Origin of the sequence: Azospirillum canadense, from assembly GCF_025961225.1 — a bacterium.
In the GTDB taxonomy this organism is placed as follows: Bacteria; Pseudomonadota; Alphaproteobacteria; order Azospirillales; family Azospirillaceae; genus Azospirillum; species Azospirillum canadense.
Genome location: NZ_JAOQNG010000002.1, coordinates 571,525 through 589,930, shown reverse-complemented (window position 1 = coordinate 589,930; position 18,406 = coordinate 571,525). Strand labels below are relative to the sequence as shown.

16 protein-coding genes are annotated in these 18,406 nt (G+C 69.2%); 14 read left to right on the top strand and 2 right to left on the bottom strand.

The features are described 5' to 3' along the window. Window positions 1-50: 50 nt before the first annotated feature. The 6 genes from M2351_RS17240 (at window position 51) to M2351_RS17215 (ending at window position 8,646) form a co-directional block, all read left to right on the top strand. Complete coding sequence (locus tag M2351_RS17240) at window positions 51-341, top strand: hypothetical protein (RefSeq protein WP_264657350.1); 291 nt, start codon at window positions 51-53, stop codon at window positions 339-341. A gap of 91 nt (window positions 342-432) precedes the next feature. Continuing rightward, window positions 433-1,566 carry a catalase family peroxidase gene (locus M2351_RS17235; protein ID WP_264657349.1) on the top strand — a complete coding sequence of 378 codons (1,134 nt, stop codon included), beginning with the start codon at window positions 433-435 and terminating at the stop codon, window positions 1,564-1,566. Beyond that, on the top strand, window positions 1,563-2,150 hold the full coding sequence (locus tag M2351_RS17230; protein ID WP_264657348.1) for a cytochrome b: 588 nt from the start codon (window positions 1,563-1,565) through the stop codon (window positions 2,148-2,150). The genes M2351_RS17235 and M2351_RS17230 overlap by 4 nt, the downstream gene beginning before the upstream one ends. A 92-nt stretch (window positions 2,151-2,242) precedes the next feature. Then, the gene (locus tag M2351_RS17225) at window positions 2,243-3,091 is read left to right on the top strand and encodes a GNAT family N-acetyltransferase (RefSeq protein ID WP_264657347.1); all 849 of its coding nucleotides are present in this window, start codon (window positions 2,243-2,245) and stop codon (window positions 3,089-3,091) included. Window positions 3,092-3,229: 138 nt separating this feature from the next. After that, entirely contained in the window at window positions 3,230-4,951 is a 1,722-nt protein-coding gene (locus M2351_RS17220) for an MFS transporter (protein ID WP_264657346.1), read from the top strand. A 191-nt stretch (window positions 4,952-5,142) separates the two neighbouring features. Beyond that, window positions 5,143-8,646, top strand: coding sequence for a PAS domain-containing hybrid sensor histidine kinase/response regulator (locus tag M2351_RS17215; RefSeq protein ID WP_264657345.1), 3,504 nt, complete (start codon window positions 5,143-5,145; stop codon window positions 8,644-8,646). Here M2351_RS17215 and M2351_RS17210 read toward each other — a convergent pair. Beyond that, window positions 8,579-9,262 carry a response regulator gene (locus tag M2351_RS17210; protein WP_264657344.1) on the bottom strand — a complete coding sequence of 228 codons (684 nt, stop codon included), beginning with the start codon at window positions 9,260-9,262 and terminating at the stop codon, window positions 8,579-8,581. The two genes, M2351_RS17215 and M2351_RS17210, sit on opposite strands and share 68 nt — an antisense overlap. 265 nt (window positions 9,263-9,527) lie before the next feature. Continuing rightward, window positions 9,528-10,355: a hypothetical protein gene (locus tag M2351_RS17205; RefSeq protein ID WP_264657343.1), complete on the bottom strand. Its 828-nt coding sequence runs from the start codon at window positions 10,353-10,355 to the stop codon at window positions 9,528-9,530. A 192-nt stretch (window positions 10,356-10,547) separates the two neighbouring features. Between M2351_RS17205 and M2351_RS17200 the strand changes: the two genes are divergently transcribed. From M2351_RS17200 to M2351_RS17165, 8 genes are all read left to right on the top strand, one after another. Next, window positions 10,548-11,222, top strand: coding sequence for an HAD family hydrolase (locus M2351_RS17200; RefSeq protein WP_264657342.1), 675 nt, complete (start codon window positions 10,548-10,550; stop codon window positions 11,220-11,222). A 284-nt stretch (window positions 11,223-11,506) separates the two neighbouring features. Then, the gene (locus M2351_RS17195; RefSeq protein WP_264657341.1) at window positions 11,507-12,790 is read left to right on the top strand and encodes a CaiB/BaiF CoA transferase family protein; all 1,284 of its coding nucleotides are present in this window, start codon (window positions 11,507-11,509) and stop codon (window positions 12,788-12,790) included. Further along, window positions 12,787-13,671 carry an HpcH/HpaI aldolase/citrate lyase family protein gene (locus M2351_RS17190; protein ID WP_264657340.1) on the top strand — a complete coding sequence of 295 codons (885 nt, stop codon included), beginning with the start codon at window positions 12,787-12,789 and terminating at the stop codon, window positions 13,669-13,671. Before M2351_RS17195 ends, M2351_RS17190 begins: the two co-directional genes overlap by 4 nt. 20 nt (window positions 13,672-13,691) lie before the next feature. Beyond that, a complete protein-coding gene (locus M2351_RS17185) occupies window positions 13,692-14,915 on the top strand; it encodes a CaiB/BaiF CoA transferase family protein (RefSeq protein WP_264657339.1) in 1,224 nt (407 codons plus the stop codon). Between the two features lie 67 nt (window positions 14,916-14,982). After that, on the top strand, window positions 14,983-15,756 hold the full coding sequence (locus tag M2351_RS17180) for a GntR family transcriptional regulator (protein WP_264657338.1): 774 nt from the start codon (window positions 14,983-14,985) through the stop codon (window positions 15,754-15,756). Window positions 15,757-15,787: 31 nt separating this feature from the next. Beyond that, a complete protein-coding gene (locus tag M2351_RS17175) occupies window positions 15,788-16,651 on the top strand; it encodes a branched-chain amino acid ABC transporter permease (RefSeq protein ID WP_264657337.1) in 864 nt (287 codons plus the stop codon). Continuing rightward, window positions 16,648-17,625 (top strand): branched-chain amino acid ABC transporter permease, encoded by a 978-nt coding sequence (locus M2351_RS17170; RefSeq protein WP_264657336.1) that lies wholly within the window; start codon window positions 16,648-16,650, stop codon window positions 17,623-17,625. The genes M2351_RS17175 and M2351_RS17170 overlap by 4 nt, the downstream gene beginning before the upstream one ends. Window position 17,626: 1 nt before the next feature. Continuing rightward, window positions 17,627-18,400 carry an ABC transporter ATP-binding protein gene (locus M2351_RS17165; RefSeq protein ID WP_264657335.1) on the top strand — a complete coding sequence of 258 codons (774 nt, stop codon included), beginning with the start codon at window positions 17,627-17,629 and terminating at the stop codon, window positions 18,398-18,400. The last annotated feature ends 6 nt before the right edge of the window (window positions 18,401-18,406 follow it).

Below are 18,406 nucleotides of genomic sequence, written 5' to 3'. Positions count from 1 at the left end.
ACGCGATGGACCGCCATCGTGGCGATCCCCTTTGAAAACTGGAGTCCATCATGACGATCAAGACCGTTGCCGCCGCCGGCCTGCTGTCCTTCGGCCTGCTGCTGTCCGCCGCCCCGTCCTTCGCCGCCGCGCCCACCTCGGCCGACGGCGCGGACACCTATCAGCAGGGGGTGGCCAAGCTGCACCAGGAGCTGACCGACAACTACCTGCTGGGATCCCGCCGCCGCGAGCGGGTGGAGATCGACTTTCACACGGCCGAATGGCTGCACCAGCAGGGCAAGGAGAAGCAGGCACTCTCCTACCTGGATTTCGCGATCGGGCAGGCGAGCCTGCCTTATTGATCCAGCGGCAGGGTCCGCCGTTCGAACCGGCCTCCATCCGGGACGGCGGACCCTTCCCAACCCAATTCCCGACCAGACAGGAGGAAACGACATGCCAGCGCAGACAACGGATTCTTCCGCGCGCTACGGCCTGGCCGCCCTGCGGCGGGCGTCGTGGCTCAACCTCGGCATCGTCGCGGCGGCCGTGGCCGGGACGGCGGGGGCTTTCGCTTACGCCGGCGGGTGGATCGCGCCGCACCGCCTGTCGCAGGGCCGCATCATCGACCGTTTCGAGCAGGTCAACGGTCAGCACCCCGGCTTCCGGCGCAACCACGCCAAGGGGCTGTGCTTCGCCGGCTGGTTCGACGGCAACGGGGCGGGGGAGCGCCTGTCCAAGGCCGCCGTGTTCCGGGCCGAGCGCACCCCGGTGTTCGGGCGCTTCGCCCTGGCGGGCGGACAGCCCTACCAAGCGGACATGGCGGCGACCGTGCGCAGCATGGCGGTCAACTTTGCGCTGACCGACGGCGAGATCTGGCGCACGGGCATGAACAACATCCCGGTCTTCCCCGTGCGCGATGCGGCGGGCTTCTACGACCAGCTGGCCGCGTCGAAACCCGATCCCGCCACCGGCAAGCCCGACCCCGCCCGGATGGCCGAGTTCCTCGCCGCCCATCCCGAAACCGGTCGCGCCCTGACGCTGATCAAGGCCCAGCCGCCCACCACCGGCTTCGCGGACGCGAGCTACAACAGCCTGAACGCCTTCCGCTTCGTCGCCGCGTCCGGCGCCTCCACCCCCGTCCGCTGGAGCATGGTGGCGGACGATCCGCTCCAGGCCGCCCAGCCGGCGAACTCCGGCAGCGCGGACCCGAACCGCCTGTTCGACGCGCTGGAATCCCGCGTGGAGCGTGGCCCCGTGCGCTGGCACCTGCTGGTGACCGTCGGGCAACCGGGCGATCCGACCAATGACGCCACCGTCCCCTGGCCAGCCGACCGCGAGCGGCTGGACGTCGGCGTCCTGACCGTGAAGAGCGTGCAGGGCGAAGCCCAGGGCGATTGCCGGGACGTCAATTTCGATCCCCTGATCCTGCCCGACGGCATCGCGCCGTCCGACGACCCGCTGCTCAGCGCGCGATCCGCCGCCTATTCCGAATCCTTCACCCGCCGCTCCGGCGAGCCGAAGTCGCCGAGCGCGGTCCAACTGTCCTCTAGCCAGCTGTCCTCCAACGCCGAGGGTGCCCCGCGATGACCAGCCCAATAACCACCAGCCCGACCCTGTTCCCGGCCGTCTCGCGCCTTCTCCACTGGCTGATGGCGGCGATGATCCTGGCGATGCTGTTCATCGGGATCGGCATGGTCACGTCGCCGGACTGGTACCACTGGCTGCTGTCGGTCCACCGTCCGCTGGGCGCCGCGATCCTTGTGCTCGCCGCGCTGCGGCTGCTGAACCGCCAGCTCAACCCGCCGCCGCCGCTGCCGCGGGACATGCCGTTCCCGTTGCGGGTGATGGCGCACCTGTCCCACATCGTCCTCTACGGGCTGATGCTCGGCGTGCCGCTCGCCGGCTGGGGAGCGCTGTCCGCGGGCGGCTACCCGATCGTGCTCTACGGGTCGATCCACCTGCCGCCGATCCTGCCGCACAGCGCGGCGCTCTACACCGCCCTGCACCTGGCGCACGAAATCCTGGCGCTGCTGCTGTTCGCGACCTTCCTCGCCCATCTCGGAGCCGCGCTGGCCCACGCGTTGGTCTTCCGCGACGGCGTGTTCGGAAGCATGGCCTCGCTGAAGGCCGCCGCACCGCCTGATCCCGCTTCCGGGGTGGGAGGGGATTGAAAGAAGATGTGCATGACGGCGATCGCTGCTCCGCTTCACCGCGCCCTCCGCACCAGCTATCCTGGTCCGGAATGCGGGCAGGGGAGGGCGCCATGGCGGACAGCGGCCTGACGGTGCGGGTGGCGGGGCCGGAGGAGGTCGCGCTGATCCTCGACTGGGCGGCGGTGGAGGGCTGGAACCCCGGCCGGCAGGACGCGGCCTGCTTCCGCGCGCAGGATCCCCAGGGCTTCTTCGTGGGCGTGGAGAATGGGGTGCCGGTGTCCGCCATCTCCGTCGTCACCTACGGATCGGCGTTCGCGTTTCTCGGCTGCTACATCGTCCGGCCCGACTGGCGCGGGCGAGGCTATGGGCTGGCGACGTGGCGGGCCGGGCTGGCGCACGGCGGCGACCGCCCGGTCGGGCTCGACGGCGTGGTCGCGCAGCAGGACAACTACCGCAAATCCGGCTTCACCCTCGCCCACCGCAACGTCCGCTACGGCGGGACGGTGGACGCGCCGGACCGTGCCGATGGAAGCGTCGTTCCGCTCGCGTCCCTGGGGTTCGACGCCCTGGCCGCCTACGACAGCGCTTGCTTCCCGGCGGAACGTCCGGCCTTCCTACGCGCCTGGACGAGTGCGCCCGGCCACCATGCGCTGGGCGTTCTGCGCGACGGCCGGCTCGCCGGCTACGGCGTCGCCCGGCCCTGCCGCGAGGGGACGAAAATCGGCCCGCTTTTCGCCGACGATCGCGCCGCCGCAGACGCCCTGTTCGACGCGCTGGCCGCAGCGGCCGGCGGGGGGCTCCTGTTCCTCGACGTGCCCGAGCCCAACGCCGCCGCCGTCGCTCTGGCCGAAGCGCGCGGCCTCCGCCCGGTCTTCGAGACCGCGCGCATGTATACACGACCGGTCCGCCCGGTCGCGCTGGAACGCGTGTTCGGCATCACGACCTTCGAGCTTGGCTGACTTCCCAAATCCCCGGTCATAGCGCGACCCCCGACCATGGTCGGGGGTGACGCGGACGGTTTGCCTGTCCCACTATCCGTCTACAAACAATATGCGGGAGTTACGGCTCCCGTTGGGGAATGGGAGGGCACAAGAGACATGGCCTATGCAGCAGCGGCGGGATCCGCCAGCCGAAGCATCACCGGGGAGGAACGGAAGGTCATCTTCGCCTCCTCGCTCGGCACCGTGTTCGAATGGTACGACTTCTACCTCTACGGCTCGCTCAGCGCCGTGATCGCCAAGCAGTTCTTCTCCGGCGTCAATCCGACGGCGGCGTTCATCTTCGCGCTGATGGCCTTCGCCGCCGGCTTCGCCGTGCGCCCCTTCGGCGCGCTGTTCTTCGGCCGGCTGGGCGACCTGATCGGGCGCAAGCACACCTTCCTCGTCACCATCCTGATCATGGGCCTGTCCACCTTCATCGTGGGCATCCTGCCGAGCTACGCCAGCATCGGCATCGCGGCCCCGATCATCCTGATCGGTCTGCGCCTCCTGCAGGGTCTGGCGCTCGGCGGCGAGTACGGCGGTGCGGCCACCTATGTGGCGGAGCACGCGCCGAACGGGCGCCGCGGTGCCTACACCTCCTGGATCCAGACCACCGCGACGTTGGGCCTGTTCCTGTCGCTGCTGGTCATCCTGGGCTGCCGCCTGTCCATGTCGTCCGACGATTTCGACGCCTGGGGCTGGCGCATTCCGTTCCTGATCTCGATCCTGCTGCTGGGCATCTCGGTTTGGATCCGGCTGATGCTCAACGAAAGCCCGGCCTTCAAGCGCATGAAGGAAGAGGGCAAGACCTCCAAGGCGCCGCTGACCGAATCCTTCGGTGAGTGGAAGAACCTGAAGGTCGTCCTGCTGGCCCTGTTCGGCCTCGTCGCCGGCCAAGCGGTGGTCTGGTACACCGGCCAGTTCTACGCGCTGTTCTTCCTGACGCAGACGCTGAAGGTCGACGCCCAGGCGGCAAACCTGATGATCGCCGGCGCGCTTCTGCTCGGCACGCCCTTCTTCGTCATCTTCGGATCGCTGTCCGATCGCATCGGCCGCAAGCCGATCATCATGGCCGGCCTGCTGCTGGCCTGCGTGACCTACTTCCCGATCTTCAAGGGCATCACCCACTTCGCCAACCCGGCGCTGGAGCAGGCCGTCGCCACGGCTCCGGTTGTGGTCGTCGCCGACCCCAGCGAGTGCTCCTTCCAGTTCAACCCGGTCGGCACCAGCCAGTTCACCAGTTCCTGCGACATCGCCAAGAGCGCGCTGGTGAAGCGCGGCATCCCCTACAAGAACGAACCGGCGCCCGCCGGCACGGTCGCCCAGGTGAAGGTCGGCAGCACCGCCATCCCGTCCTTCTCCGCCGCCCCGGCGGCGAACACGGCGGTCAACATCGGCCACGGCCCGTCCACCGCTCCGGCTGCCGCCCCGACCGATGCCAAGACGGCCGGCGCCACCTTTGAAAAGAGCCTCGGCGACGCGCTGAAGACCGGCGGCTACCCGGCCAAGGCCGACCCCGCCGCCATCAACTACACCATGACGGTGCTGCTGCTGACGGTGCTGGTCATCTACGTGACGCTGGTCTACGCCCCCATCGCCGCCATGCTGGTGGAGATGTTCCCGACCCGCATCCGCTACACCTCCATGTCGCTGCCCTACCACATCGGCAACGGCTGGTTCGGCGGTTTCCTGCCGACGACCTCCTTCGCCATCGTGGCGGCCACCGGCGACATCTACTCCGGCCTCTGGTACCCGATCGTCATCGCCGCCGTGACCCTGCTGATCGGCCTGCTGTTCGTCCGCGAAACCAAGGACCTGGACATCCACCACTACGACTGATGCAATCGTTTCACCCCCGCAGCAACCCCTCTTCCATCCGGGAGAGGGGTTTCGCTGTTCCCTCTCCCCCTGGGGAGAGGGTTAGGGTGAGGGGGTTGCGCTTTTGCCGGACGTACCAGAATTGCTAGACCCCCTCACCCTCCCCTCTCCCCAGAGGGGAGAGGGTTAACGAGCCAAGCGCGGACGCTTTCATGGAGAGTTGGTTCATCCTGGCGGTGTCGCTGGTCTATCTGGCCTCGCTGTTCGCCATCGCCTGGTACAGCGACCGCAAGGGCGAATCCCCGGCCGAGGCGCCGGGGGACCGGCGCACCCCGCTTCTCTACGCACTCAGCCTCGGCGTCTACTGCACCTCCTGGACCTTCTACGGCGCGGTGGGGCGGGCGGCGACGGGCGGGTTCTATTTCCTGCCGATCTACATCGGCCCCATCGTCATGATCGGGCTCGGCTGGCCGGTGCTCGCCCGCATCGTCCGGTTGGCGAAGGCGGAGAACGTCGTTTCCATCTCCGACTTCCTGGCCGCCCGCTACGGCAAGAGCCAGGGGTTGGCCGCGCTGGTCACCGCCACGGCGGTGGTCGGGCTGCTGCCCTACATCGCCCTGCAGATGAAGGCCATCACCATCAGCTTCGAGGCTTTGGCGGGCGGCGTATCAGGGGCGGTGCCGGGGGTTGGGGCGGCGCGGCTGCCCGGCGGGACGACGCTGATGGTCGCCTTCCTGATGGCGGCCTTCGCGATCCTGTTCGGCGTGCGCAGCATCAGCGCGAACGAGCATCACCGCGGCCTGATGACGGCCATCGCGGCGGAGTCCGTCGTGAAGCTGGCCGCCGCCCTGGCGGTCGGGGGCTTCGTCGCCGTCGCCGTCTTCGGCGACCCCGCCGGCTTCCTGGCCGCCGCAGCCGCCCACCCCGCCTTCTTGGAGACGGTCAGCCTCGGCTCGCTGGGCACGGACTGGTGGGTGGCCTGCCTGCTGTCGGCGCTGGCCATGCTGTGCCTGCCGCGCCAGTTCCACGTCGCGGTGGTGGAGAACACCCACGCCGGCGACATCCGCACCGCGGCTCGGCTGTTCCCGGCCTACCTGATCGTCATCAACCTGTTCGTGCTGCCGGTGGCGCTGGCCGGGCTGATGCTGTTCCCGGCCGGCAGCAACGCCGACACCTTCATGGTGTCCATCCCACGGCAGGAAGGCTGGCCCTGGCTGGCGCTGGTCGCCTTCATCGGCGGCCTGTCGGCGGCGACCAGCATGATCCTGGTGGAGATGGTGGCGCTCAGCACCATGATCTGCAACGACATCGCCGTGCCGCTGCTGATGGCGCTGCGCCCGCACGACCGGCGCCTGCGCGAGAATCCGGCGCCGGTGCTGCTGGCGGTGCGGCGCTCCGCGGTGATCGCCGTGCTGGTGCTGGCCTACGGCTGCTACCGCCTGATCGGCTCGGCCTTTCCGCTGGCGACCATCGGCCTGATGTCCTTCACCGCGGTGGCGCAGTTCGCCCCGGCCCTGCTGGGCGGGCTGGTCTGGACGCGGGCGACCAAGGCCGGCGCCTTCGGCGGCATCTGCGCGGGCTTCCTCGGCTGGGTCTACACGATGCTGCTGCCTTCCTTCGCCGACGCCGGCTGGGTGGCGGCGGAGGCCTTGCGCGCCGGGCCCTTCGGCCTGTCGGCGCTCAGCCCCGTGGCGCTGGCCGGCCTGACCGGCATCGACCCGCTGACCAACGCCGTGCTGTGGAGCCTCGGCCCCAACCTGCTGGTCTTCGTCGGCCTGTCATTGCTGACCAGCCCGTCGCCGCTGGAGGTGCGGCAGGCCGCCCGCTTCGTCCAGCTGCGCCGCGGGCCGGAGGCGGAGGCGCACGGCCCCCGCGGCGCCACCTTGGCCGACCTGCACGACCTCGCCGCCCGCTACGTGGGCCAAGCCAAGGCCGACGCCGTCTTCCAGCGGCTCGCCGCCGGGCGGGAGGGGACCAGCGCCGCGATCCAGGCGACGGAGCGGCTGCTGGCCGGCGCCGTCGGCACCGCGTCGGCGCGGGTGGTGGTGGCCGGGCTGCTGTCCGACCGGCACCTGTCGCGCACCGACGTGCGCTCCATCATCGACGACGCCTCCCGCGCGATCCTGAAGCAGCACGAGCTTCTGCGCGCGACGGTGGAGAACATCAGCCAAGGCATCGGCGTGTTCGACGAGGAATTCCGCGTGGCCACCTGGAACCGCCGGTTCGAGGTGCTGCTCGACCTGCCGGACGGCTTCGTCCAGGTCGGCACCACGCTGGAGGAGATCGTCCGCTTCAACGAGCAGCGCGGCGAGTACGGCCGCAACGGCGAGATCGAGACCCTGCTCGCCCGCCGCTCCGACCCGCGCCGGCAGGGGCGCCCGGACGTCTACCTGCGCGAACGGCCGGACGGCACGGTGCTGGAGATCGCCACCAACCCCATGCCCGGCGGCGGCTTCGTCGCCGTCTACACCGACGTGACGGAGCAGCACCGCGCCGCCGCGGCACTCCGCGAAGCCAACGAGGGGCTGGAGCGCAAGATCGCCGAGCGCACCCGCGCCCTGGCCGCGGCGAAGGCGGAGGCGGAGCGTGCCAACCAGGGCAAGACCCGCTTCCTCGCCGCCGCCGGTCACGACCTGATGCAGCCCCTGCACGCCGCCCGCCTGTTCCTGGCGGCGCTGGGCGACCCCACGGACAACGCCACCATCGGGCAGGTCGACACCTCCCTGCGCTCCGTCGAACACATCCTGGGCGACCTGCTGGAGGTGTCGAAGCTGGACAGCGGCGTCATGCGGCCCAACCCCGCGCCGATCCGCATCGGCGACCTGATGGAGCCGCTGATCCAGGAATTCACCGTGCTCGCCGGCCAGCACGGGTTGACGCTGCGGGCGGTGCGGAGCGACGCTGCGGTGTTCAGCGACCCGCACCTGCTGCGGCGCATCCTGCAGAACTTCCTGTCCAACGCGGTGCGCTACACCGCGCGCGGCCGGATCCTGTTCGGCTGCCGCCGCCGCGGCGACGCCCTGTCCATCGAGGTGTGGGACACCGGCCCCGGCATCCCGCACGACAAGCAGCGGGAAATCTTCGTGGAGTTCCGCCAACTGGACGAGGGCGCGGCGGATGGCGCCACCGGGCGCGGCCTTGGCCTGGGGCTCGCCATCGTGGAACGGTTGGCCGGTATCCTCGGCCACGGCATCGCCGTCCGCTCGGAGGTCGGGCGGGGAAGCGGCTTCTCCGTCCTGGTCCCGCTGGCCGCGGAAGCCCCGGCGGAGCGCCCGGCCCCGGCGCCGCGCAGCCGCCGCAGCTTCGACGGCGCCCTGGTGCTGTGCGTGGAGAACGAGCCGGCCATCGCCCAGGCCATGGACACGCTGCTGACCGGCTGGTCCTGCCGGGTCGTCACCGCTCCCACCGCGGAGCAGGCGCTGGCGGCTCTGGAAGGGCAGGTGCCCGACCTGATCCTGTCCGACTACCACCTCGGCCGCGGCCGAACCGGGCTGGAAGCGCTGGAATCCCTGCACGCAGCCTTCGGCCGGCCGGTGCCCGCCGCCCTGATCACCGCCGACCGCGGGGCCGGGCTGCGCGACTCCGCGAAGGCAGCGGGCATCCCGCTGCTTCACAAGCCGGTGCGGCCCGGGGCATTGCGCGCCCTGGTCAACCAGCTGCTGATGCAGGGCCGGTCGGTCGCTCAAAAGCTTCCGGCTCAGCCGGCGGAGCGGTGAGGGCCAACTGGCTGGCGAGGACGGCCGCCTGGGTGCGGCTGTGAACGCCCAGCTTGCGCAAGATGGTCGTGACGTGCGCCTTCACCGTTTTTTCGGTCACGTCCAGCTCGAAGGCGATCTGCTTGTTCAGCTTCCCCACCGCGATCCCGGCCAGGACGCGCAGCTCCTTCGGGGTCAGGCTGGCGATGCGTTGAACGGGCGGGGCGCCGTCCTCCGGCACATCCGCCACCGGCGGCATCCAGATCTCGCCGTCCAGCACGGCCTGCACCGCCTCGGCAAGAGCCGCATTCGGGGCCGATTTCGGCACGAAGCCGGACGCGCCGCAGTCGATGGCCCGCTGGATGGTCGCCGGCTCTTCCGACGCGGAGACGACCAGCACCGGAATCCCCGCATGGTCGGCGCGCAGCGTCATCAGGCCGATGAAGCCGCTCATCCCCGGCATGTGAAGGTCCAGCACGATCAGGTCGACCGCGTCCGATTCCACCAGCAGCGGTTCGATCTGGTCGAAGCGGGCGGCCTCGATCACCATGGCGTCGTCAAAGGCGAGGGTGATGGTCTGCCGCAGGGCCGACCGCATCAGGGGATGGTCGTCGGCAACGAGAATGGTCAACGGCATGACGGCCCTCTCTCCCCAAACCCCACCCTTATGTCCCACCCTTGCAGTGGGACACATCTTTTATCGCACGATGAAGCAGTTCGAGGATCGTTTCAACATTAGCAAGAATTCCCCCATTCCTGCGCATGGTTATCGCGCCCAAAGAAAAAGCCGCCCGAAGGCGGCTTGAGGGTGCACTCTGAAAGGTTCGCTCACAACACGAATACCGTATACCACCAATTTGTTCGGTGATCAAGCAGTTTTGTGTGTGAACTGAATCGAAACCTCAGGACGGCTCCCAATCTTCCGTCCCCTCGCCCTCGTCGCCGGTCCAGCTGCCCGACAAGCTGCCATCGGACGCGATGCGCAGGTCGTAGCGGAACGGCTCGCCGTCGTGGCGGCCCTCGACGACCAAGCGATTGCCGACCAGCGTCCCTACACCGTTGTAGACCACGTCGTCGATGTCCCAGCGGACCTGGAAGCGGTCGCCGTTCGGGCGCAGCGTGACGGTGCCCTCGTAGGTGATGTCCTCGCCGTTCGTGCCGCTGACCGTGTAGCGCTGGGCAAGCCGCGCCATGCCCGCCGATGGCGCCGCCTCCTTCGCCATCTTGCCGGAACGGGGTGCCGCCTCAGCCGTGCGCATGGATTGCATCCGCATCGGGCTGCCGTTGACCAGCGCCGGGCCGACCGGAGTGCCGGGCGGCATCGGCGGCTTCAGCTGCTCGCAGCCGGAGGTGCAGATCTGCTGCGCGACCACCTGCCCGCCGCAGGCGGCGTAGCAGTCGTTGTAGTCGACCTTGCACTGCGATTCGACGCTCTGGCACGAATAGGAATTGTCGAAGTAGGACACGCTGTATTTCGGCTTTTCCCCGCGCCGCAGCGTGCTCAGGTAATGGTGATAGGCGTGCTCCGCCCGGCGGTGGGCGTCGGCCTTGCACGAATCCTGGGAATAGCGCGCCTCGCGCACGCACTGGAACCGGCCGGCCTCGCACTGCTGGATGCAGGCCATGCCCCCGCCGCCGGGCGGCGGCGTGTAGGAATAGCGTGTCTCGATCACCGGGCCGCAGGCGGCCGCCAGGACGGCGACCATAAGGGACAAAAGAACACGTCGCACGTTGCGCACCGGCACCCACTCCCGATTGGATCATCCCGAACGGAGATGACCAACAAGTATGCGCATTTGAAATCTTGCTGCGTCAAGGCGAATGGCGACCAGAGGCTCCCCAAAGAATTGAATCCCGGCCGCGGCATTGACCCATGGCCCGTCCGTGATACCGTTTGTGCGCTTGCGATACGGGAGAGCGACATGCGGATCGAGCCAGCCTTTCTCTTCGATTTGGACGGCACCCTCGTCGACACCGTCTACCAGCATGTCATGGCGTGGCAGGAAGCCCTCCGGGAGGAGGGTATCGAGCTGTCCTACTGGCGCATCCACCGCAAGATCGGGATGAGCGGCGGGCTGTTCACCAACCAGCTGCTGCGCGAAACCGGCGAGGCGATCAGCCCCGAGCGCATCGACCGCCTGCGCCGCCTCCACGCCAACGCCTACAAGCGGCACGCCGACAAGATCCGACCGCTGCCGGGCGCGCGCGAGCTGCTGGACACCCTGACCCAATCCGGCATCAAGTGGGCCATCGCCACCAGCGCGCACATGGACACCGCCGCGCACAACATCCGGGCGCTGGGCGTCGATCCGGACAAGGTGCCGGTGGTGACCCGCGACCTTGTGAAATACGCCAAACCCGACCCCGACCTGTTCCTCGCCGCCGCCGCGCGGATCGGCGTGCGGATCGAGACGGCCATGGTGGTCGGCGACAGCATCTGGGACATGCTGGCCGCCCAGCGCTGCCGGGCGCTCGGCGTCGGCCTGCTGTGCGGCGGCTACGGCGCGGGGGAGTTGGAGCGCGCCGGCGCCTACCGCGTGTACGAGGATCCGGACGACATGCTCCGCCACCTCGACGAGGTCGGCGGCCGCCTCTGATCGGGCGCCTCTGATCGGCAGCATCCTGAAAGTCTAAACACCGGAAGTCCGACGGAGCCAGCCCATCACCGAATGGGCTAGCCCCGCTGCGCATTTTGTTTGTTGGCCAAACAATCATACTGTCGACAGCAGACAGTCGAACGGAAGCCCACGAACGATTGGCTGCGATTTGGCCACGGATCGGGCTGGCGACGCACGAAACGCCGTCGCCGTTCAGCGCAAACGACCGCGCGGCAATTCTGACGCAAAACAAGACCGCGCCGCCCTCTGGGGGAGGAATGTCCATGCCGGATGTGCCGGACACCGAACCGGTGCCGAAACCCGCGCTTGCGCCCGCGCTCGGCGATGTGCGGGTCCTCGATATCTCGAACTTCCTGGCCGCACCCTTGTGCTCGATGTTCCTCGCCGACTTCGGCGCTGACGTCGTCAAGATCGAGCAGCCGGGACGCGGGGACGAGATCCGCTATTGGGGCCACGACAAGGACGGCGTCGGCCTCTACTACAAGGTCGTCAACCGCGGCAAGCGGTCGGTGACGGCCGACCTGCGCACCCCGCTGGGGGTGGAGATCGTCAAGCGCCTTGCTCGGGACGTCGACGTCGTGGTCGAGAATTACCGGCCCGGCACGCTGGAACGCTGGGGCCTCGATTACGAGACGCTGAGCGCGGAGAACCCCGGCCTGATCCTGGTCCGCGTGTCCGGCTTCGGCCAGACCGGGCCGAACAGCCGCCGACCGGGGTTCGGCACGCTGGCGGAGGCCTACGCCGGCTACGCGCACATCAGCGGCCACCCCGACGGCCCGCCGCTGCTGCCGGCCTTCGGCTTGGCGGACTCCACCACCGGGCTGATGGCCGCCTACCTCACCATGGTGGCGTTGCACGAACAGCGGCGGACGGGGAAGGGCCAAGTCGTGGATCTGGCGATCTACGAAACGCTGCTGACCCTGCTCGGCCCCCAGGTGGTGGATTACGACCAGTTGGGCATCGTGCAGCAGCGCGCCGGCAGCCGGCTGCCCTTCACCGCGCCGCGCAACACCTACCGGACGCGTGACGGCCACTGGGTGTCGATGGCCGGCAGCGCGCAATCGACCTTCGAGCGCATCTGTGCCGCGCTGGAGGCCCCGGAACTGGTCCAGGATCCCCGCTTCAACGAGAACCGCGTGCGGCTGAAGAACGCTGCGGCCCTGGATGTGGAGCTGCAAAAGGCCATCGGCCGCTTCGACTTCGCCGACCTGCAGGAACGCTTCCTGCACCATCAGGCCACCGTCGCGCCGGTCAACGACATCGCGGCGATCTTCCGGGACGAGCACATGGCCGCGCGCCAGAACATCGTCGCGCTGGAGGACGCAGAACTGGGCGGCCCGCTGCGTATGCAGAACGTGGTCGGCAAATTCTCCCGCACCCCGGGGGCGATCCGCTCGACCGGCCCGCGCATGGGGGAACACAACCGCGAGGTCCTCGTGGGCCGGCTGGGCATCGACGCGGAGCGGCTGCGCGCGGCCGGCATCCGGCTGGACCCCGCGGAAAGCAGGGCCGTGGAAGACAGGGCCGCGAACGGAGGAAAGCCATGACTGTGCTGCGCTCGCTTCTGTTCGCGCCGGGCAACCACCCGCGCCGGGTGGAGAAGGCCTTCACGCTCGGCGCCGACGCGGTGATCCTCGACTTGGAGGACGCCTGCGCGGTGGCGGAAAAGGCGGCGACCCGGCCGGTGGTGGTGGAGGCGCTGCAACGCCCGCGCCCCTGCCTGGGCTACGTCCGCGTCAACGCCCTGACCACCGACTTCGCCTACGAGGATCTGCGCGCCGTCGTGCAGGCCGGGGTGGACGGCATCGTCCTTCCCAAGGTGGAACGGCCGGACGACCTGCGGACGGCCGACTGGCTGGTCGGCCAGCTGGAACGGGAACGCGGCCTGCCGGTCGGCAGCACCGACATCATCCCGATCCTGGAAAGCGGTGCCGGCTTCAGCGCGCTCGACGCCATCGCCCGGTCCGGCACGCGGGTCCGCCGCTTCGCCTTCGGGGCCGGCGACTTCACGCTCGACATGGGCCTGACCTGGACGCGGGACGAGCTGGAACTGCTGCACCACCGCAGCGCCATCGTGCTGGCCTCCCGCGCGGCGGGATTGGAGCCGCCTATCGACACGGTGTGGATCGACCTGAAGGACGCCAACGGCTTCCGGGATTCGTCGCTCCGCGCCCGCACCCTCGGCTTCCAAGGCAAGCTGTGCATCCACCCGGACCAGGTGCCGGCGGTGAACGCCGCCTTCACCCCGACCGAGGCGGAGGTGCGCAAGGCCCGGCGGGTGATCGACGCCTTCGCGGAGGCCGAGGCCAAGGGCTCTTCGTCCTTCCAGATCGACGGTCAGTTCGTCGATTACCCGATCCTCTACCAGGCGCAGCGCGTGCTTTCGACGCTCGACGCCATCGACGCGCGCCGGACGGCGCGGCTGTGAGACTTCACGGGGAGAAGACCATGGAAACGGGCAACACCGGCACCAAAGGAACCCGGCCGCTCGACGGCCTGCGCGTGATCGACGTGTCGAGCTTCCTCGCCGGCCCCTTCTGCTCGACCCAGCTGGCCGAGTTCGGCGCGGAGGTTATCAAGATCGAGCTGCCGAAGGTGGGCGACGCGCTGCGCCGCTTCGGCTCCATCACCGAATGCGGCGACAGCCTGCCCTGGCTGTCGGAATGCCGCAACAAGAAGTCGGTCACCCTCGACCTGCGCAAGCCGGAAGGGGCCGACCTGCTGAAGGAACTGGTGCGCGGCGCCGACGTGCTGGTGGAGAATTTCCAGCCCGGCACGCTGGAGAAATGGGGCCTGGGCTGGGAGGATCTGCGCGCGGTCAACGACCGGCTGATCATGGTGCGCATCTCCGGCTACGGCCAGACCGGCCCCTACAGTGGGCGGCCCGGTTTCGGGCGGATCGGCAACGCCTTCGGCGGCCTGTCCTTCCTGGCCGGATACCCGGACCGCCCGCCGGTCACGCCGGGCTCCGCGACCATCCCCGACTACATGGCCGGCATCTACGGCGCGCTCGGCGCCTTGTTGGCCTTGCGGGCGCGCGACCTGACCGGCAAGGGGCAGGTGATCGACATCGGCCTTTACGAACCGATCTTCCGCATCCTGGACGAGCTGGCGCCGGCCTTTCACATGAAGGGCTATGTGCGGGAACGGATGGGGCCGGGCACCGTCAACGTGGTGCCGCACAGCCACTATCCCACGAAGGACGGCCGCTGGATCGCCATCGCCTGCACCAGCGACAAGATCTTCGCCCGCCTCGCCGAGGCGATGGGCGAGCCCGAACTGGCTGGTCCCGACCGCTGGGGCCCGCTGAAGAACCGGGAACGCGACCGCGCCGCGGTGGACGCCCATGTCGGCGCCTGGACGGCCAGGCACGCCCGCGACGAGGCGCTGGCCGTCTGCGAGGAGTTCCAGGTCCCCTGTGGGGCGGTCTACGCCATCGACGAGATCTTCGAGGATCCGCAATACAAGGCACGGCAGAACATCGCCTTCGTCAAGGACGAGCGGATCGGCGAGATTGCCATCCCCAATGTTGTTCCGCGCCTGACCGAAACCCCCGGCCGCATCGACAGCCTGGGCCCCCCGCTCGGCGCCCACAACGACGAGATCCTGCGCGGTCTGCTCGGCCTGTCCGAGGAGCGGCTGGCGGCGCTCTCCGCGGCAGGGGTGATTTGAGGGTCATGAAAAAACCCTCTCCCCTCTGGGGAGAGGGGACACCTCGGGGCTTACTGGCGAGGGCGACATGTACGATTCCGACAACACCGCACGGCGCTGGGAACTCGATCCGGACACGGCGGAGGACGACGGCGAATCCTGGCGGTTGCCGGAACAGCGCTCCCTGCCGGACATCGTGGCGGAGCGCATCATCCAGGCCATCCGCAGCGGCGAGCTGAAACCCGGCGACCGTATCGTCGAGGTGGCGCTGGCGAAACGGCTCGGTGTCAGCCGGGCGCCACTGCGCGAAGCGCTGAAGACGCTGGGTGCCCGCGGTCTCGTGGAATCCTGGCGAAACCGCGGCACCTTCGTGACCTCGCTGACGAACGAGAGCGCCGTGCAGGTGATCATGATGCGGGCGAACCTGGAAGGCTTCGCCGCCCGCATCGTCGCCTCCACCCTGACCGACGCCATGCTGGCCGACCTGGAGGCCCGCACCCGCGAGATGGAGCGGGTCGGAAAGTCCGGCGACGCCATGGCCTACCGGAACCTGGACTGGGGGTTTCACGAGCGGCTGTGCATCCTGGCCGGCAACGAGTATCTGCTCGGCGCCTGGCGCTCCATCAGCAGCCTCGTCTGGCTGTTCCTGCTGAGCCATCCGGACCACGAGCGCGCCGTCCCGCGCGTCATCAACAACCACGAGCTGATGCTGGCCGCCCTGGCGTCGCGCGACCCCGACGTCGCGGAGCGGACCTTCCGCGGCGTCATCCTGCGCAGCGGCTTCCGCCGCTACGGCATGGACATCCCGCCGGCCTTCACCGCCATCGTCGGCGGGTTGCCGGATGGTTCGGCGCCCCTTTAGGCAAGCCCCCTTCATCACACGAGGTGCGGAGATGCCTGTCTTCGAACTGCTCATCGCCGGGATTCTCCTGGGGGGCTTGTACGCCCTGATGGCCTGCGGCCTGAACCTCGTCTTCGGGGTGATGCGCATCATCAACTTCGCGCACGGCGACCTGCTGGCGGTCGGCGCGCTGACCACCGTGTCGATTGTCACCGGCCTGCACCTGCCCTTCTTCGTCGCCATCGTCGTGGTGCCGCTGCTGACCGCGGCGCTTGGGCTCGCCATGCAGGTGCTGGTGCTGCGGCGGCTGGCCGACGGGCCGATGATCATGTCGTTGCTCGCCACCTTCGCGCTGTCGACCATCCTGGTGAACCTGTCGATCCTGATCTGGGGCGGCGGTTACCGCGGGCTTCCCGGCGTGCTTGGCGGATCGGTGCACCTGCTGGGGCAGGACGTCGCCCTGTCGCGGCTGGTCGCCTTCCTGGTCGCCATGGCGGTGACGCTGCTGGTCTGGTGGTTCCTGCAAAGCACGCGCTTCGGGCGGGCCATCCGCTCCGTCTCGCAGGCGCCGGAACTGGCGGTGATCAACGGCATCTCCATCGACGCGGTGCGCAACGTCACCTTCGCGCTGGGGGCGGCCATGGCCGGGCTGGCCGGGGTGTTGCTGGCGCCGACCTTCGCCTCCGACCCGCAGCTCGGCGCCCGGTTCGGCATCAAGGCCTTCGCGGTGATCATCGTCGGCGGCATGGGCAGCTACCCCGGCGCCATGGCGGCGGCCCTGCTGCTGGGCGTGCTGGAGGTCTTCGGCGGCTATTGGTTCGGGCAGGTGATCGGGTCGGCGATGCTGTTCCTGGTCATGCTGGTCGTCCTCCTCGTCCGCCCGCGCGGACTGCTGGGCATGGGGGTACGGGCATGAAATCCCTGGTCATCATCGTGGTGTCGGCGGGCCTCGCGGCACTCATCCCCTTCGTCGGCAGCGAATATGCCCTGTCCTTCACGGTCCAACTGTTCGTCTTCGTGGCGCTGGCCTATTCCTGGAACCTGATCGGCGGCTACGCGGGCTACACCCATTTCGGGCAGGTCGCCTTCTTCGGCGTCGGCGCCTACACCGGCGCGCTGCTGATGAACGCAGGCGTCCACTGGCTGCTCGCCGCCGCCGGCGCCGGGGTCAGCGGGGCCTTGCTGGCGCTGCCGCTCGGCGGGGCGATGCTGCGGGTGAAGGGGCCTTTCTTCGCCATCGGCATGTTCGGCATGGCACGGGTCTGCGAATCCTTCGCGCTCGGCTTCGACGGCATCACCCAGGGCGGGACCGGGCTCTACCTGACGCCGGTGACGGACCTGAAGCCGCTCTTCTTCGTCCTGTGGGCGATCGCCTTCGGCATGGTCGCATTGACCTGGAAGCTGGACAACTCCCGCCTCGGCATCCAGCTGCTGGCGATCCGCGAGGACGAGACCGCGGCGGACGCGCTGGGCATCCGGACCACGCGGCTGAAGATCGGCACCTTCGTCGCCTCGGCCATCGCCCCGGCGGCGGTGGGCTCCCTCTACGCCACCTACCTCAGCTTCATCGACCCGGCCACGGCCTTCGCGCCGATGACCGAGCTGACCACCATCGCCATGGTGCTGCTGGGCGGCATGGGCACGACCTTTGGCCCGCTGGTCGGCGCCGTGGTCATGTCCGTGGTGAACGAGCTGCTGTGGTCCCGCTTCCCGGAGATTTACCTGGCCCTGGTCGGGGCGGTGATCCTGGCCGTCGTCCTCTTCATGCCGCGCGGCATCGTCAGCTTCGCGATGCGCCGCGCCTGGTGGTGGGTGCCCGCCGCGCGCAGCAGCCTGCGCCGCCTCGCCAGCCGCCCGACGCCCAGCCGCAGCCCCAAGGAGGCCCACTGACATGCACGTCCAGCGCATCCAGACGCCGCCCACCGCCGTCCCGCCCCCCGACTTCGCGAGCATGGCGGACACAGCCGAACGCATCCTGGTGGTTGAGGGGGTCGGCAAGCGCTTCGGCGGCCTGATCGCCCTGTCCGACGTCAGCCTGTCGGTCGGGCGCGGCTCCATCACCGGGGTGATCGGGCCGAACGGGTCGGGCAAGTCGACGCTGTTCAACATCATCGCCGGCACGCTGCGCCCCGACCGCGGGCGGGTCTTCCTGAACGGCCACGACACCACACGGGCCTCTCCCGCCCAGATCTGCCGCAACGGGGTCGGCCGCACCTTCCAGGTCAGCCGCCTGTTCGGCGAGATGACGGTGCTGGAAAACCTCGTCGCGGTGGCCCACGGCGCGTCCGACGCGGAGGCGGTGGAGCGGGCGCTCGGCCTGCTCGACTTCCTGGAGATCACGGCGCTCCGCGACAAGTGGGGGACGGAACTGTCCTACGGCCAGCGCAAGCTGGTGGAGATCGCCCGCGCGCTGATGCTGCGCCCCACGGTCATGCTGCTGGACGAGCCCTTCGCCGGCATCAACCCGCGGCTTCAGAACCGCATCGTCGACCATCTGGAGGCATTGCGCCAACGCGGCCTGACCCTGTTCTTCATCGACCACGAAATGCGCATCGTCCTGGAGATCTGCGACACGATCCACGTGCTCGCCCAGGGGCGGGTGATCGCCGAAGGCGACGCCGCCGCCATCCGCTCCGACCCCAAGGTCCAGGACGCCTATTTCTGAGGAGGC

What these genes read in the sequence shown, in the direction of transcription:
- M2351_RS17240 (WP_264657350.1), top strand. Translation starts at nt 51, where the DNA reads ATGACGATCAAGACCGTTGCCGCCGCCGGCCTGCTGTCCTTCGGCCTG.
- M2351_RS17235 (WP_264657349.1), top strand. Translation starts at nt 433, where the DNA reads ATGCCAGCGCAGACAACGGATTCTTCCGCGCGCTACGGCCTGGCCGCC.
- M2351_RS17230 (WP_264657348.1), top strand. Translation starts at nt 1,563, where the DNA reads ATGACCAGCCCAATAACCACCAGCCCGACCCTGTTCCCGGCCGTCTCG.
- M2351_RS17225 (WP_264657347.1), top strand. Translation starts at nt 2,243, where the DNA reads ATGGCGGACAGCGGCCTGACGGTGCGGGTGGCGGGGCCGGAGGAGGTC.
- M2351_RS17220 (WP_264657346.1), top strand. Translation starts at nt 3,230, where the DNA reads ATGGCCTATGCAGCAGCGGCGGGATCCGCCAGCCGAAGCATCACCGGG.
- M2351_RS17215 (WP_264657345.1), top strand. Translation starts at nt 5,143, where the DNA reads ATGGAGAGTTGGTTCATCCTGGCGGTGTCGCTGGTCTATCTGGCCTCG.
- M2351_RS17210 (WP_264657344.1), bottom strand. Translation starts at nt 9,262, where the DNA reads ATGCCGTTGACCATTCTCGTTGCCGACGACCATCCCCTGATGCGGTCG.
- M2351_RS17200 (WP_264657342.1), top strand. Translation starts at nt 10,548, where the DNA reads ATGCGGATCGAGCCAGCCTTTCTCTTCGATTTGGACGGCACCCTCGTC.
- M2351_RS17195 (WP_264657341.1), top strand. Translation starts at nt 11,507, where the DNA reads ATGCCGGATGTGCCGGACACCGAACCGGTGCCGAAACCCGCGCTTGCG.
- M2351_RS17190 (WP_264657340.1), top strand. Translation starts at nt 12,787, where the DNA reads ATGACTGTGCTGCGCTCGCTTCTGTTCGCGCCGGGCAACCACCCGCGC.
- M2351_RS17185 (WP_264657339.1), top strand. Translation starts at nt 13,692, where the DNA reads ATGGAAACGGGCAACACCGGCACCAAAGGAACCCGGCCGCTCGACGGC.
- M2351_RS17180 (WP_264657338.1), top strand. Translation starts at nt 14,983, where the DNA reads ATGTACGATTCCGACAACACCGCACGGCGCTGGGAACTCGATCCGGAC.
- M2351_RS17175 (WP_264657337.1), top strand. Translation starts at nt 15,788, where the DNA reads ATGCCTGTCTTCGAACTGCTCATCGCCGGGATTCTCCTGGGGGGCTTG.
- M2351_RS17170 (WP_264657336.1), top strand. Translation starts at nt 16,648, where the DNA reads ATGAAATCCCTGGTCATCATCGTGGTGTCGGCGGGCCTCGCGGCACTC.
- M2351_RS17165 (WP_264657335.1), top strand. Translation starts at nt 17,627, where the DNA reads ATGCACGTCCAGCGCATCCAGACGCCGCCCACCGCCGTCCCGCCCCCC.